Below are 15,008 nucleotides of genomic sequence, written 5' to 3'. Positions count from 1 at the left end.
CTTATTTGAGGGTTCAGCTTTTTTTATGCGCTCAGCTTGCGCTTTCAGTTTGTTTTGTTAACGTGACATCCAGCGTCTTTTTGCTTCCGCCTCTGAGAACTTGGATAGACGTCTTGTCACCGATTTTCAATTCGTTATAAAGGATCTGTCTGATATCTGCGCTGCTTTCAATATCTTTTCCATTTAATTTTACGATGACATCATTTGACTTGACGCCGGCTTTGGCCGCCGGTGAACCGGATTGCACTTCTTTTACATAAACGCCTTTGCCCAGTTGGTCCCCAAACAGTCCGAGCGTATTTTGCTGATACGTTTCCGGCACTTGCGACATATCAATCATCTGCACCCCTAAAAACGGGCGTTCGACTTTTCCTTTTGCCAGGAGCTGGTCAACAATCGGTTCTACATCGTTGCTCGGGATGGCGAATCCGAGTGATTCCACACCGTTTTCACTGACTTTCATGCTGTTGATTCCGATGACTTGGCCGCTGGAGTTGATTAACGGACCGCCGCTGTTCCCCGGATTGATTGCCGCGTCTGTCTGAATGACGTTCATTTCCACCGTTCCTTGTGACGTATCGGCGTCAACCGTTCTGTTAAGCCCGCTGATGACGCCTTGAGTGACGGTGCCGGAGAACTGCTGGCCGAGCGGATTGCCGATGGCAATGACTTTATCAGCTGTGCGGAGCTTAGAGGAATCCCCGAAGCTGGCCGCCTTTTTGACATTTGATGAGCTGATTTCCAACACGGCTAAATCACTGATGGCATCCTTTCCGACGAGCTTCGCCGTTTCGGTTTTACCGTTATACAGCGTCACTGCCAATTTGTTGGCTCCTTCTACGACATGGTTGTTTGTAATGATATACGCTTTTTGGCCATCCTTTTTAAAGATGACGCCGGACCCCGTACCGCTCTCCGTTTCAGAGCTTGAGCTGCTGTCAAACCCGAACTGGCTGCTTTGATTTGCTTGATAGTTGGACACTCCGACGATGGCAGGCTCCAAATCCTCTACCATATCTGCCACGCTTGAGGTGTTTTTTAAAGGCGTTGACGTAAAGTTTGAGGACTGAACCTGCTTTGTATCTGAAACGGCTTCCGTCTTATGCTGCTCACTCGGCAGATTCGGCACAATGCCAAGCACCAAACCTCCCCCGATAATTCCGCCTAAGATCGGGCTCAGCCATGCAGCTCTCCGGTTCTTTTCTTTTTTCACAGCAGCCGTCTTTTCGATTTCCGCTGTTGCGGCTGTCTCATTTCTTGCTTCCCCGGAGTCAGGCGCTTTTAGCAGCTGCTGCTCCTGATGGCCTATCTGCTTCGGTTCTTGTTTATTTTGTTCCGTATGTGAAAGATCTGACTGATCCCTGCTGATACCGTCATCTCGCTGATCGTTCATATTCACGCACACTCCTTTAGCATGTTTTCATTCTATCAATTACATATTCATCGCATGTACAAGTTCTATTGTCCCAATAATAAGGAGAAAAGCAAAGCACCAAAACAATATGTGTTTGAACATGTTATCTTCCTCGCTTTTTTTCTTCCTTTCTTCCCTTATATACATCATAAACAAACATTGTGGGATAAAAATGAAAAGAATATGTGAAATTATGAAAATGCGCCTTGAATGTGTTAAAACTAGTATAATGACGTTGAAAGGATGTGAGTTGCCTTGTCATACACCATTTATCTAGTTGAAGATGAGGATAATCTGAATGAATTGCTTACAAAATATTTAGAGAATGAAGGCTGGAACATTACATCTTTTACAAAAGGCGAGGATGCCAGAAAGCTGATGCAGCCGTCTCCCCACCTGTGGATTCTTGACATCATGCTTCCGGATACAGACGGCTATACCCTCATAAAAGAAATAAAAGAAAAAGACCCCGATGTGCCCGTCATTTTTATTTCCGCACGGGACGCGGATATTGACAGAGTTCTTGGATTAGAGCTTGGAAGCAATGATTATATCGCAAAGCCGTTTCTGCCCAGAGAACTGATTATACGGGTTCAGAAGCTGCTGGAGCTTGTCTATAAAGAACAGCCGGCCGCAAAAAAAACCGGGACCGCCGTATCCTCCTACAATGTAGCTGAAGAAGCCAGAGAGGTATATGACGAAAACGGGAACCTGATCAATCTCACGTCTAAGGAATTTGATCTTCTGCTTTTATTCATTCATCATAAAGGACATCCCTTTTCCAGAGAGGACATTTTGTTAAAAATATGGGGCCATGACTATTTCGGTACTGACCGCGTGGTCGATGATCTTGTCCGCAGGCTGCGGAAAAAAATGCCCGAGCTAAAGGTTGAAACCATTTACGGATTCGGCTACAGGATGATGACGTCATGAAAAATAAACCGCTCGCTTTTCAAATATGGGTTGTGATTTCGGGCATTCTCTTAGCCATCTCTATCCTATTGCTCGTGCTGTTTTCAAATACGCTGCGTGATTTTTTCACTGATGAAACGTACACGACAATTGAAAATGAACAGCATGTCCTGACGGAGTACCGTCTGCCCGGATCTATTGAGCGGGGATATTACAGCGAGGAAGCGACAGCCCCGACTACATTCCGTTCGGTGCAGCACGTCCTTTTGCCGGAACGGGAAGAATCGGCCAGTGACAGAGATTTGAGCTACCTATCTAACTCGTTTATCCATAAGGTGTACAAGCTCGCCGGGCGCCAGCACAGCATCACGAAACGATACAGCGCAGAAGTCAGCGGGGAGAAAGTGTTTTTTGTCATTAAAAAAGGCCTCACCATTAACGGACAAAATGCCATGATGCTGTCTTACGCACTTGATTCCTATCGGGATGATCTGGCATATACACTGTTCAGGCAGCTTCTGTTTATTATTGCAGGCGTTATTTTATTAAGCTGGATTCCGGCGATTTGGCTCGCCAAATATTTATCGCGGCCGCTCGTTTCCTTGGAAAAGCATGTAAAGCGGATATCTGAACAGGATTGGGATGATCCGGTCATTGTCGATCGAAAAGACGAAATCGGAAAATTAGGCCATACCATTGAGGATATGCGGAGCAAACTGGTTCAAAAGGATGAGACAGAAAGAACCCTTTTACAAAATATTTCTCATGATTTAAAAACGCCTGTTATGGTCATAAGAGGCTATACCCAATCGATTAAAGACGGGATTTTTCCTAAAGGAGATCTTGAAAACACAATTGACGTGATTGAAGGCGAAGCTGAAAAGCTTGAGAAAAAAATCAAGGATTTATTATATTTGACGAAGCTTGATTATTTACTGAAGCAGCCGATTCATCATGAAACATTCGACATTGTGAAGGTGACGGAAGAAGTGATTGAGCGGCTCAAATGGGCGCGGAAAGAATTGTCGTGGACCGTTGACACGGGGGATGTGATGATGATGTCCGGTGATCCGGAGCAATGGAGCAAGCTCCTTGAAAACATTCTGGAAAATCAAATTCGCTACGCCGAAACGGCGATTCACGTTCAGATCAGCCAAAATCAGCAGCAGATTGTGATGACGGTTAAAAATGACGGTCCTCCTATTGAGGATGAGATGCTATCCAGCTTATACGAGCCTTTTAATAAAGGGAAGAAAGGCGAGTTTGGCATTGGACTCAGCATCGTAAAACGGATTTTAACCCTGCACAAAGCATCTATTACAATTGAAAATGATCAATCGGGTGTTACCTACCGAATTATCGTTCCAAAGTAGACTGTGATTTTTTATTGCAGTCTTTTTTTATGTGAAGGAATAGCCGTTAAAATCTCTGTAGTTCGTTTTCAGCGGTTTTTGGCATTGATGAACCCATTTCTTTTCAGATATCGTCTGCTTTGGATATTTTACCTTTTCGACTTTAATCCCTCTGTTTCGCAAGCGGCTGATCATTTCGTCTAATTCTCTCATTTTTGAGATTCACCCTTTCGCCAGAACTTTGACCATTCGGTCATCTCACTTTATAATATAAATAAAATAAGACAAAAAAACAAGTTACAATCAGGTTAAATTTATGGAAAATCCATATGACCATATAGTCATACATGAGCAGCAAACGCCAGTCTCCTGGCTCCGAAAGGGTGGAACCATTGAAGGAAAAAGAAAAGCTGATTATTGAAACAGCAATAAAATTGTTTGCCCGTAAAGGGTATAAATCAACATCAGTTCAAGAAATTGCTGATGAATGCAAAATCTCCAAAGGCGCTTTTTACATTTATTTTCCTTCCAAAGAAGCTTTGCTTCTATCAATGCTGAATTACTACTATGATAAAACGTTTACCCGAATCACTACGATTCAAACAGAAGGTGACAGCCCGAGGGCAGCTTATCAAAAACAGCTTGCTGTGTTTTATGAATCAATTCTCGCACATCAGGATTTTATTGCGGTTCAGATGAAAGACGGCTCTCTTCCTTATACAGAGGAAGTGGCGCAGTGCGGAAAAAGAATCCGGCGGTCGATACTGCAATTTCATATTGACAGTCTCCTCAATATTTACGGAGAAAAGGTTGAGCCGTATACAGCCGAGCTTTGTTTTTTAATAGAAGGAATCAATCAGATATATCTTGAATATATCCTCTTGACGGGCCGGACCGTACAGCCTGCCGCATTGGCGGATACTGTGATTCATAGGGTTGATGACATTGTGAACGGGATGGCGGACAGACGGGATGAACCTTTTATTTCTCTTGATGAGGCAAGCTCACTGTTCGGGCCTCTTCATAACGGACAGCCCGATCCTTTAAGTAAATCGATTTTGCAGACCCTCCGTGCCTCTATCAGCACGATGGACAAATCGCAAGCATCTGAATTCACCGAGAGCTTAGAGATTCTGGAAGCGGAAATGAAGAAAAAGTCGCCGAAATTGGCAATTATAAAAGGGATGATTCTGAATTTGAAGGAATCAGAACTGCTGGCTGAAAACGCAGAGCAGCTCAGCTATTTATTAAAACAGCAGTTTATTTAGAAGAACGGCCGCAGTATTTGCAGCCGTTCTTTCTTTTTTATGCTTTCGGGTGCACCATATCTTCAGGTTTCACCATTTCATTAAATTGCTCTTCTGTCAGCAGGTTCAGCTGTAATGCCGCTTCTTTCAGCGTCAAGCCTTCTTTGTGGGCAAGCTTAGCGATTTTTGCGGCGTTTTCATAGCCGATGTGCGGGTTGAGCGCCGTAACGAGCATTAATGAGTTAGACAGATTTTCTTGAATCGTCTCTTTATTCGGCTCAATACCGACGGCACATTTGTCATGGAAAGAATTCATTCCGTCGCTGAGAAGCTGCACCGTTTGCAGGAAGTTATAGATAATAACCGGTTTGAAAACGTTCAGCTCGAAGTTTCCTTGGCTTGCCGCAAAACCGATTGTTGCGTCATTCCCCATGACTTGGGCGGCGATCATCGTCAGCGCCTCGCTTTGAGTCGGGTTGACTTTACCAGGCATGATAGAGCTTCCAGGCTCATTTTCAGGGATGACAATTTCGCCGATGCCGCAGCGCGGGCCGCTCGCCAGCCATCTGACGTCATTTGCGATCTTCATCAGGTCGGCAGAAAGTGCTTTTAACGCGCCATGAACGTGAGTGATTTCATCATGGCTTGTCAGCGCATGGAATTTGTTCGGCGAGCTTTTGAACGTCTGCCCCGTTACTTTTGTGATTTCCTCAGCCACGAGTTCACCGAATTGCGGATGGGCGTTGATTCCCGTTCCGACCGCCGTGCCGCCGATGGCAAGAGCGCGGATTTTTTCAGTGGCTTCCAGGATCATTTCTTTCGAACGGTCAAGCATATAGACCCAGCCGCTGATTTCTTGGCCAAGCGTCAGCGGAGTCGCGTCCTGCAAATGCGTGCGTCCGATTTTGACAATATCTTGATAAGCTTTCGCTTTTTCATCAAGCGTTGCGCGGAGCTGATCAAGTGCCGGAACGAGCTGTTCATATACGGCAAGAACCGCCGCGACGTGCATTGCCGTCGGGAAAGTGTCGTTGGAGCTTTGGCTGCGGTTGACGTCATCATTCGGATGGATCGTAAGGTCAGAATTTTTTTCTTTCAATAAAGCGGTTGCGCGGTTGGCCACCACTTCATTCATATTCATGTTGCTTTGTGTGCCGCTTCCCGTCTGCCAAACGACAAGCGGAAAGTTATCGTCATATTTGCCTTTTAACACGTCATCACAAACAGCAGCAATCGCCTGTGCTTTTTCAGAATCTAAATTGCCGAGGCGCTCGTTAGCGATCGCCGTGCTTCTTTTTAATATTGCAAACGCCTTCACAACACGCTGAGGCATTTTTTCAAAACCGATTTTGAAGTTCTCTTTGCTGCGCTGTGTCTGAGCGCCCCAAAACTTATCTGCCGGAACTTTTATTTCTCCCATGGTGTCTTTTTCAATTCTGTATTCCATTTTATGTATCCCTCCATAACAGTTGCTTCACCCTGAGTATTATTCGCCAGTAACAGATGAAACCCTTTTTTATTTTTCGACCTTTGCCGACTTTAATTTCAGCTCAAGATAGACGCGCGAATCCTTAGAATATTTATACTTCGGATTTGTTTTTCGGTACTCCTTTGACGTATAGGCTACCTCATAATGCGCTTCAAATGATTTGATCAGCTGTTCAATTTCTTCAGCATTGCCTGCCAGTCTGACTTGTGCCACATTTCTCCTCCGCTTTCATAAAAAACTTGTACCATGAAATACTTTAACATAGTATATCATTTTTTTAACAGGAAAAGATAACCTCTAACAAGGATTAGAAGGCGGGGTGATTGCGGTGGCACAATCGGAATTTAAGGAATATATTCACATTAATCTGGCTATGGTTCTTCCTCACGTTGAACAAAACGATGATCTTATTCAAAATAAAAAAATGCTGTCGAACGGTCTTGTTTTTTATTATATGTATCTCAGCGAACTAAACGATGAAGACAAAATAAAAGAAGCGGTCAAAACGCTGGTTAAGGAAGAAGAGACCCTGACGCTTGAAACCGTGACAAAACGTCTCGATATGATTGACGCCCGCCCCGTCACTACGGCAAAAGAAGCGATCACCTCCATTCTAAGAGGAAATTGCGCCGTTTTTATTAACGGGCTTGACAACGTATACATTTTGACAACGGGGAAAAAGGAAAAGAGAAGCATAACGGAGCCGACATCTGAAAAGCTTGTAAGAGGGCCTAAAGTCGCCTTCACGGAGGACACTGATACGAACGTCGCCCTGATCAGACAAAGAACAAACCACCCGAAGCTGAAAACGAAAAAAATTCTGATCGGAGAAAGCAAGTTAAAATACGCTACTGTCATGTACATAGAAGATAAGGCGGATTCGTCTGTCATCAGCGATGTTGAAAAACGCCTCAGCGAAGTGCAGCTGGACGACATCCAGGATTCCGGGACGCTTGAGGAGCTCATTGAGGATAATAAGTATTCGCCGTTCCCGCAAATCCAAAACACCGAACGGCCTGATAAAGTGTCCTCCGCCCTGTTTAACGGCCGCGTCGCCATACTTGTGGACAACTCTCCCTTTGTTCTGGTTGTGCCGGCTTCTCTCGGCATTTTGATGCAGTCTCCCGACGATTATTATGAACGGTGGATTTCAGCCTCGCTCATCCGCGCGCTGCGATTCACTTCCATTTTTATCACGATGTTTTTTTCGTCTATTTATATCGCGCTCGTTTCATTCCATCAAGGGCTTTTACCGACTGCGCTTGCGGTCACCATCTCGGCGAACAGAGAAAATGTTCCCTTTCCGCCTATCATTGAAGCGATGGTGATGGAAATTACGATTGAATTGCTGAGAGAGGCGGGGCTGCGGCTGCCTAATCCGCTTGGCCAGACAATCGGATTGGTTGGCGGGGTCGTTATCGGACAGGCTGCCGTTGAGGCCAATCTGGTCAGCTCTATCATGGTCATCGTTGTCAGCATTATCGCGCTCGCTTCATTTACGGTGCCTCAGTACGGGATGGGTCTGTCATTCCGTGTGCTCCGATTCATATCGATGTTTACTGCGGCAGCGTTCGGACTGTACGGCATGATTTTATTTATGCTGGCGATTTACACCCATTTATCAAGACAAAGAAGCTTCGGATCTCCGTATTTCTCGCCGAATGGGTTTTTCAGCTTTAAAAATGCCGATGATTCTATACTCCGTCTCCCAATTAAAAATCAACCAAAAGAGGCGAAAAAACCAAATGAGCCACAAAAAAACGCAAAGTAAGATTAGCAGCTACCAAGGAGCGGCGTTGATTTCTAACACAATGCTGGGCGCGGGCCTCTTGACCATGCCGCGGGCGCTGACATTAAAGTCAAACTCGCCGGACGGCTGGATCGCATTAGGCCTGGAAGGGATCATCTTTATCTTTTTGATCTATCTCAACACGCTCATTATGAAAAAGCATCAATACCCTTCGTTTTTTGAGTATATGAATGAAGGGCTCGGCAAATGGGCCGGAAATATAGTGAATCTCATGATCTGTTTATATTTAATCGGAGTCGCCAGTTTTGAAGCGCGTGCCATGGCGGAGATGGTGAAATTTTTCCTTTTGGAAAGAACGCCCGTGCCGGTCACTCTCTTTATTTTTATCGCCTGTTCCGTTTATTTAATCATAGGCGGCATGAGCGATATCGGCAGGCTGTTTCCTTTCTATTTGACCATTACCATTATTATTTTGCTGATTGTGTTTGCTTTCAGCTTTAAGATTTTTAATTTAGACAACCTGCGGCCGGTGCTGGGTCAGGGATTTTCTTCCATCACAAGCTCTCTCACCGTTGTCTCTGTGTCCTTTTTGGGAATTGAGGTTATGCTGTTTTTGCCCGAATATCTCAAGAATAAAAAGGACGCGTTTCGTTTGTCTGCAACGGGCTTTAGCATTCCCATTATTTTATACATGATTTCATACGTCATCGTTGTCGGCGCGTTAACCACCCAGGATGTACAAACTATGATTTGGCCGACCATTGCGCTCTTTCAATCATTTGAGCTGAAAGGGCTGTTTATTGAAAGGTTCGAGTCCTTTTTACTCGCTGTATGGATCGTGCAATTTTTCACTACCTATGTATCTTACGGATATTTCGCCACCTCGGGGCTGAAGAAAATTTTCGGATTGCCGATGAAAAAAGGAATTATTTTTGTGGCAATCGCCACGTACTTCGGCTCATTAATGCCAAAGGACGCCAACGTGCTGATGACCTTCAGCGATATTCTGGGCTATATCTTCTTCGGTTTGTTTTTACTGCCTTTACTACTATTTATCGTTGTCGCTGTAAAAAGGAAGGTGAAAGCGCAATGAAAACATACATCGTGATCATCCTCTGCACATTGCTCTTAACCGGATGCTGGGACAGCCGGAACATTGAGGACTTGAGCCTCGTCATAGGCGTCGGTCTGGATAAACCTAAGGAAGAAAACGTGCAGGTGACCCAGCAAATTCTCATTCCGACAAAAGCCAGCTCTGAGCAGTCCTCTTCGGGAGAGACGACAAAGATCACGTCGACACCCGGTGAAACGGTTCACCAAGCCTTGAGGACGGCAGCGTTAAAAAATCGCCGTTCTTTTTCACAGCATTTGCGCGTCATGTTATTTTCACAAAACCTGTTAAAAGACGATATCCCGCTTGATGCACTCATGAATCAATTTATCAAGGACAACGGAACGCGGAGAAGCTGCAACGTGATGACAGTGCCCGATCAAACGAAAGACATATTTACCGTAACTGACCAAGGGGAGCCTGCATCCAACACTATTTATGACTTAACGGAAAATAATTCGTTCACCATACGCATGATGCAGCCCGTAACATTAGGAGATATATCGGAAAAAATTGCAGCAGGTGAGACATTCGCCATTCCGCAGGTCCGCAAGGTAAAGGGCGACGGCCTGGAAATATCCGGGGCCTCTATTATAAAAAATAAATTTTGGCTGGCAAATTTAACACCGATGCAGGTTCAAGATATGAATCTGTTTACAGGTACGGTAAAGGGAGGGGTTACATTTTCAAAGCATAACGGCTATTTTCTATCGTTCGAGATATTTTCCAGCAAATATAAAGTAAAAACCAAGTATAAAAACGGGAAATTCAAATTTATCGTAACCCGATTTGTGGAGGGCCGCCTGTCCGAGGACTGGAACCCAAAGGAAGATTCCTTTAAACAGTCCTATATTGATGAAATCAAAAAGGAGGTGACACGCAGTATTCATTCAGATGTCACAAAGTTTATTGATTATTTGCAGCATGACTTGAAGGTGGACATTACAGGCTTAGGCGATGAAGTCCGGATTCATTACCCGGATAAGTGGAGAAAGATTTCTTCTGACTGGGATCACCATTTCAGTGAATCCGATATTGAATACCATGTCAAAGTGGCCATCAGAGATTTCGGAACGAAGGGAATGTCCCAATAATACGCCGCGAAGGAGAGTGTGCATCAGCGCGCTCTCCTTCGTTTATGTCACGAGATTATTGCGGTGGGCGTAAACCGCGGCCTGCGTCCGGTCACTGACGTCAAGCTTTGATAATATATTCGTAATGTGGGTTTTCACCGTTTTAATCGTAATAAAAAGCTCTTCGCCAATTTCTTTATTCGTCTTTCCTTCCGCGACAAGACAAAGGATTTCCAGCTCTCTTTTTGTCAGCGTTTCATGCGGAAGCGTGTTTTCTGAATGGCGCAGCCTTGATAACACCTTTCCGGCTACCTTCGATTCAAGCTTCGGCTCTCCCTTCGCAGCAGCTCTGATCGCTTCGGCTATTTCTGCCGCCTTGGATGTTTTCAGCAAGTAGCTGAGGGCTCCCGCCTCAATGACAGGATATACTTTGTCGTCATCAATAAAGCTTGTCAGCACAATGATTTTCGGATCGGCCAGTCTGGCGCAGATAAGCTTCGTCGCTTCAATGCCGTCCATGCCTTCCATGACAAGATCCATTAAGATCACATCGGGTGAAAGCTCTGCGGCAAGATCGACTCCCTGCTGCCCGTCTGAAGCTTCGCCGATGACTTCTATATCAGGCTGCGCTTCTAAAAACGCGGCCAGTCCCATTCTGACCATTTCATGATCGTCAATTAGTAACACTCGAATCACTGTCGTTCTCTCCTTCTGGTTTCCGATAAATCGGGACTTTCACGTCGACATGCGTTCCTTTTCCCTTCACAGAAATAATTTCCGCTATACCGCCGATTTCACTGGCTCTTTCTTTAATAGAGTGTAAGCCGTAAGAGGAAGCCTTTACTTGATCCATCGTAAAACCCGCCCCGTTATCAATCACCTTAAGCTGCAGCTGCTGATGCTTCGCGCCGAGCCTTACTATGACCTTTGTTGCTTTGGAATGTCTGAATACGTTGGAAAGCGCCTCCTGCACGATTCTGAACAGATGATCTTCCACGCCTTTTGACACACCCGTGTCGCGGATATCCCACTCCATATCAAGCGGCTGCTTTGCTTTGAACTCGTTTAACAGCTCAATCAGCCCTTCCTTCAGACCCTTTCCTTCTAACGTGACAGGCCTCAGGTGAAGAAGCAGCGCCCTCATTTCGTTTTGCGCCTCCCCCGCCATATGCTCGACCATTTTTATCCGCTTGACGATTTTGTCATCAGCGTCTTTCACCTGTTCCAAGACGGCGGACGTCATCATGGAGATGGCAAAGAGCTGCTGGCTGACGGCATCGTGAAGGTCACGCGCCAGCCGCTGGCGTTCTTCAGAGATGACCGATTTCTTCATTTGATCCTGCCATTCCGCCCGCTCGTTCGAAAGCTTTTGCAGTGATGTGACTTGAAGCTCAACCCGCTTGGCCATTTCGTTGAGCTGGTCTGCCGCCAAACCGATTTCGTCATCACCGAGAGGCGGCACCCGATAAGCAAAATTGCCGTTTTCAAATTTTAAAATCGCTTCAATCAGCTTATCCATTCTCGTTTTAAGGCGGTTTCCGTACATATATCCGGAGATCAGACCGGCTGCAAGGCTCGTTAAAAGCAGGATGAGAACAAACGGAATGCCGAACCATCCGGAGGAAAGCAGCAGCACCGGGTCAAGCTGGTAGTATAAAAGCATCAGCGTGATAAACGCAGCGCAAAGGAGCAGGCTGATGCCCGTTGTCATCCGCATGGCGCGCCACTGGATATTGGCGAGTATTTTTTTCCTCATAGATAGTTCACATCCACATCGCCGATAAATAAAGAAATTGATATTTTAATCCGCCGCGGCGAATCGCCGTAATCAGGGGATACCGTATACAGCTTCGTGCTCATGCCGCTTTTTTTAGAACCGAGCAGACTCATATCGCCGATAAAAGCGGAAGAGCTGACGGCGACTTCAATATCAGGCGGGACGTACACATCTACATTGCCGATGACGCCGCTGATTGTAATTGTGCTTTCTCCTTCCGGAATGATGGCTTTTGACAAGTCGATTTTCACATCGCCGATAAAACCGGATACATTTAAATCATTCAAATCAAACGGGTCCTTCATCATCCTGAGCTCGCCGATAAAAAAGCTGCGGAGATCCGGGTGTCTGCTGTCCGGCTGGGAAGAAGGCTCCGGGTCTTCTTCTTTTTCCAGATTGATTTTCTTCTCTTTGTGCTCAAACACACGTTTTCCTTTGAGAAGCCTGTAGCCCGCGTAAATGAGAAAAGCGGCGAAAGCATAGCCGAACAGGTTAAACGTGACGCTGAACAGGTTTCTTAAAAACAAAAAGGCGGCGAAGATATACAGGACGGAGCCGAACCAGCTGCGCGAATATTTTTTGAAAATATAGCCTGCAATCAGAAAAAAGAGCGGCCAAAACAGGAAATCGCCGATGCCGATAATACGTAAGAACATGCTGATGCCTAATAAGGCGATGATAAGTCCGAGAATCTGTTTTTTTGCCATTTCAGCTGCTTACGCCTCCTTTCCAGTGCCGATCTTGTCTATTGTAACGCAACATTTCCGCTTATGACTTTTATTTCGATCGCCTGAGCCCCGTTCCCTTTGACACCGGTGAGCCTTTCGCCTTCTTGATGTGTCTCGTCAAATGAATAAGACGGTTTGATATTTCCGCTTGCCGATTCGGCGTTGACCGTAAAATTCCCGTCTTTCGGCAGGCTGATTGCTGCGCTGCCGCTCGTAAGCCTGACGGACGCGGGAGCATTTGCTTCTTGCAGCGAAGCATTTACATTTCCTGAAGTAACCCGCACGTTAAGAGCACCCGCCACATGATGCAAATTGACATTTCCAGAGGATGAGCGGACATTTGCGGTTCTTGCGGAGAGATCGGATGCCGTCAGATGGCCTGATAATCCCTTCGCTTCAAACGTTTCAGCGCGCACCTGCTTTAATGTCATGCTGCCGCTTGAGGAACGGACGCCAAGGTGAGCAAGGCCTAATCCCCTGTTTCCGTCAACTTCTATATTTCCGCTTGAAGAACGGACGGTAATGTCCCGTTTATATTCATATGGAATGCGGACGATTAAAAGGGAGCGGTGAAAGACGTTCAAAAATTGAAAGCCTTTTTCCTTTGCCGTGAGGTTTAACGTTTTGCCCTGACTGCGGGCAAACAGTTTTCCGGATGGGCCTGTTACGTGTGCCGCAATGTCGTTGCGCGTCTCGGCAATGATTTTCACATCCATTTGTTCCGAAGAAACCGCCAGGCTGCTGATGTCCCGCGGCGAAACGCTTGCCGATTCTGCTTCAGTCCCATTCAGCGGAAAAAGCCGCTCTGCAAAAACATCTTTCACCAAAAACAAGCAGCAAATGAGGACGCCTGCCGTAATCAGCAATTTGCCAAACATGGGCTTCATTACGTTCCATCCTTTTTTATTCAATTTATTATAAAGGAAAAGCCGGTTAATTGATACGTGCATATAGGGAAGAGGCTTTACACGCCGATCTTCCCTTTTGCACATTATTCACTGACAGCTGTCGGCTGATCTGTTTTTTTCAAGGACAGCGAGCGCATCTTTTCAAGCTCTGCCTCTACCTCGTCCGAATATTGCGAGCGGCTGTATTCTGTATTTGCCTCTGCTGAATTTCCGTATTTTACGCGGACTTCCATTTCTTCAATGCGGTTTTCAACCCTTAGAAACTCCCTGTAGGCGCTCTCATTATCAATCTTATCGAAAGATGCGTTCATATGCTCTTTCGCTTTTGCCGCATTGGCGCGGGCGATGAGCGCCTGTTTTTTATCCTTAACATCACGAAGGCGCGTTTCAAGCGTATCAAGCTGTTCCTTCAGCTCGGCCAGCTGTGTTTTCGCCTGTTCATAGGCCTCTGCATGTTCAGCCGCTTTCCCCTCCAGGTATTTCATTTCGGTCAGAGCTTTTTTCGCAAGCTCTTCCTCACCGGCATCAAAAGCGAGCTGGGCTTGGTTTTTCCGCTTAGCCGCCGTTTCGTGAGCATCTTCTTGCTTTTTCTTAAACTGATGGACGATCGTGTGCTGTTTGACAATCGTTTGTTTTGCCTTTGCGATGTCACTCTCCATATCACGCACATATTGATTCAGCATAACCTTCGGATTTTCTAATTTATCCAACCCTTCGTTAACAGATGCGACGAACATATCTCTTATTCTTTTTAAGACCATTTTTTTATTCCTCCTTATTTTTTCTTCAAAAATTCTTCCCATTCCGAATCAAAATTAGATTGATAGCCGGGAGATGCCGTTTCCGGCTCGTATGAGCGGACGTCAGCGGATGAGCTGCCCTGCTTCATCATTTTCCAGCCAAAGTACACCATGGCTCCCGCCAGACCGATCGCAACGATAAACGGAAGAGAAGAGACGAGAATCATCGCTCCGAATACTCCGGCGATTATACCTGTTACGGCGCTGCCTTTTGAAAAGCGTTTGATTCCCCAATACAGTAAGAGGCCGCCGATAACAAGCGGGATGATAAAAGCGAAATGGCCTCCTCCGAAAAAGACGGAAAGTCCAAACACGATAAGCAGAAAACCGCCTGCAGTTTTTACATTTATATTCATGTATATCCTCCTTTCGTTTTCCTTGTCTTTACTATAAACAAAACGGATCGCCGGCAAAACGAGTCAGAGATTGATTTTCATGTCAGACCGG

At 45.7% G+C, this 15,008-nt stretch carries 16 protein-coding genes; 6 read left to right on the top strand and 10 right to left on the bottom strand.

Annotated features, from left to right (window positions below):
* Nucleotides 1-31 precede the first annotated feature (31 nt).
* Nucleotides 32-1,393 carry a S1C family serine protease gene (locus J7E26_RS12415; protein WP_214803192.1) on the bottom strand — a complete coding sequence of 454 codons (1,362 nt, stop codon included), beginning with the start codon at nt 1,391-1,393 and terminating at the stop codon, nt 32-34.
* Between the two features lie 276 nt (nt 1,394-1,669).
* On the opposite strand from J7E26_RS12415, the gene cssR reads away from it, so the two are divergent.
* Together cssR and cssS are read left to right on the top strand one after the other, a co-directional pair.
* On the top strand, nt 1,670-2,347 hold the full coding sequence (gene cssR, locus J7E26_RS12410; protein ID WP_214803189.1) for a two-component system response regulator CssR: 678 nt from the start codon (nt 1,670-1,672) through the stop codon (nt 2,345-2,347).
* Nucleotides 2,344-3,699, top strand: coding sequence for a two-component system sensor histidine kinase CssS (cssS, locus tag J7E26_RS12405; protein WP_214803185.1), 1,356 nt, complete (start codon nt 2,344-2,346; stop codon nt 3,697-3,699). Before cssR ends, cssS begins: the two co-directional genes overlap by 4 nt.
* Nucleotides 3,700-3,726: 27 nt before the next feature.
* Here the strand turns inward: cssS and spxO are convergent, their stop codons facing one another.
* Nucleotides 3,727-3,891, bottom strand: a complete 165-nt coding sequence (spxO, locus tag J7E26_RS12400; RefSeq protein WP_156476243.1) for an anti-adapter protein SpxO — start codon at nt 3,889-3,891, stop codon at nt 3,727-3,729.
* A gap of 179 nt (nt 3,892-4,070) precedes the next feature.
* Here spxO and J7E26_RS12395 point away from each other — a divergent pair, with 179 nt between their 5' ends.
* Nucleotides 4,071-4,946, top strand: a complete 876-nt coding sequence (locus J7E26_RS12395) for a TetR/AcrR family transcriptional regulator (protein ID WP_214803183.1) — start codon at nt 4,071-4,073, stop codon at nt 4,944-4,946.
* 37 nt (nt 4,947-4,983) lie between these two features.
* Here the strand turns inward: J7E26_RS12395 and fumC are convergent, their stop codons facing one another.
* Together fumC and J7E26_RS12385 are read right to left on the bottom strand one after the other, a co-directional pair.
* Entirely contained in the window at nt 4,984-6,372 is a 1,389-nt protein-coding gene (gene fumC / locus J7E26_RS12390) for a class II fumarate hydratase (RefSeq protein WP_214803180.1), read from the bottom strand.
* Between the two features lie 69 nt (nt 6,373-6,441).
* Nucleotides 6,442-6,627 carry a YvzF family protein gene (locus J7E26_RS12385; RefSeq protein WP_214803177.1) on the bottom strand — a complete coding sequence of 62 codons (186 nt, stop codon included), beginning with the start codon at nt 6,625-6,627 and terminating at the stop codon, nt 6,442-6,444.
* A gap of 115 nt (nt 6,628-6,742) precedes the next feature.
* On the opposite strand from J7E26_RS12385, the gene gerAA reads away from it, so the two are divergent.
* Genes gerAA through J7E26_RS12370 form a run of 3 tightly spaced genes read left to right on the top strand, consistent with a single transcriptional unit; the run spans nt 6,743 to nt 10,369 of the window.
* Nucleotides 6,743-8,185, top strand: coding sequence for a spore germination receptor protein GerAA (gene gerAA, locus J7E26_RS12380; RefSeq protein ID WP_214803174.1), 1,443 nt, complete (start codon nt 6,743-6,745; stop codon nt 8,183-8,185).
* Complete coding sequence (locus J7E26_RS12375) at nt 8,160-9,257, top strand: endospore germination permease (RefSeq protein ID WP_214803171.1); 1,098 nt, start codon at nt 8,160-8,162, stop codon at nt 9,255-9,257. The genes gerAA and J7E26_RS12375 overlap by 26 nt, the downstream gene beginning before the upstream one ends.
* The gene (locus J7E26_RS12370) at nt 9,254-10,369 is read left to right on the top strand and encodes a Ger(x)C family spore germination protein (protein ID WP_214803168.1); all 1,116 of its coding nucleotides are present in this window, start codon (nt 9,254-9,256) and stop codon (nt 10,367-10,369) included. The genes J7E26_RS12375 and J7E26_RS12370 overlap by 4 nt, the downstream gene beginning before the upstream one ends.
* A 42-nt stretch (nt 10,370-10,411) precedes the next feature.
* On the opposite strand, the gene liaR is transcribed toward J7E26_RS12370, so the two are convergent.
* The 6 genes from liaR to J7E26_RS12340 form a co-directional block, all read right to left on the bottom strand.
* Nucleotides 10,412-11,044 (bottom strand): two-component system response regulator LiaR, encoded by a 633-nt coding sequence (liaR, locus tag J7E26_RS12365; RefSeq protein ID WP_214803165.1) that lies wholly within the window; start codon nt 11,042-11,044, stop codon nt 10,412-10,414.
* Nucleotides 11,022-12,104 (bottom strand): two-component system sensor histidine kinase LiaS, encoded by a 1,083-nt coding sequence (gene liaS, locus J7E26_RS12360; RefSeq protein ID WP_214803162.1) that lies wholly within the window; start codon nt 12,102-12,104, stop codon nt 11,022-11,024. Before liaS ends, liaR begins: the two co-directional genes overlap by 23 nt.
* The gene (gene liaF, locus J7E26_RS12355; protein WP_214803159.1) at nt 12,101-12,832 is read right to left on the bottom strand and encodes a cell wall-active antibiotics response protein LiaF; all 732 of its coding nucleotides are present in this window, start codon (nt 12,830-12,832) and stop codon (nt 12,101-12,103) included. The genes liaS and liaF overlap by 4 nt, the downstream gene beginning before the upstream one ends.
* A 38-nt stretch (nt 12,833-12,870) precedes the next feature.
* A complete protein-coding gene (gene liaG / locus J7E26_RS12350) occupies nt 12,871-13,740 on the bottom strand; it encodes a LiaG family protein (RefSeq protein ID WP_214803157.1) in 870 nt (289 codons plus the stop codon).
* 104 nt (nt 13,741-13,844) lie between these two features.
* The gene (liaH, locus tag J7E26_RS12345; protein WP_214803154.1) at nt 13,845-14,522 is read right to left on the bottom strand and encodes a stress responsive protein LiaH; all 678 of its coding nucleotides are present in this window, start codon (nt 14,520-14,522) and stop codon (nt 13,845-13,847) included.
* 14 nt (nt 14,523-14,536) lie between these two features.
* Nucleotides 14,537-14,917, bottom strand: coding sequence for a protein liaI (locus tag J7E26_RS12340; RefSeq protein WP_214803150.1), 381 nt, complete (start codon nt 14,915-14,917; stop codon nt 14,537-14,539).
* Nucleotides 14,918-15,008 lie beyond the last annotated feature (91 nt).

Origin of the sequence: Bacillus sp. ISL-51, from assembly GCF_018613535.1 — a bacterium.
GTDB lineage: Bacteria > Bacillota > Bacilli > Bacillales > Bacillaceae > Bacillus.
This window is presented reverse-complemented; position numbering and strand designations above follow the sequence as displayed.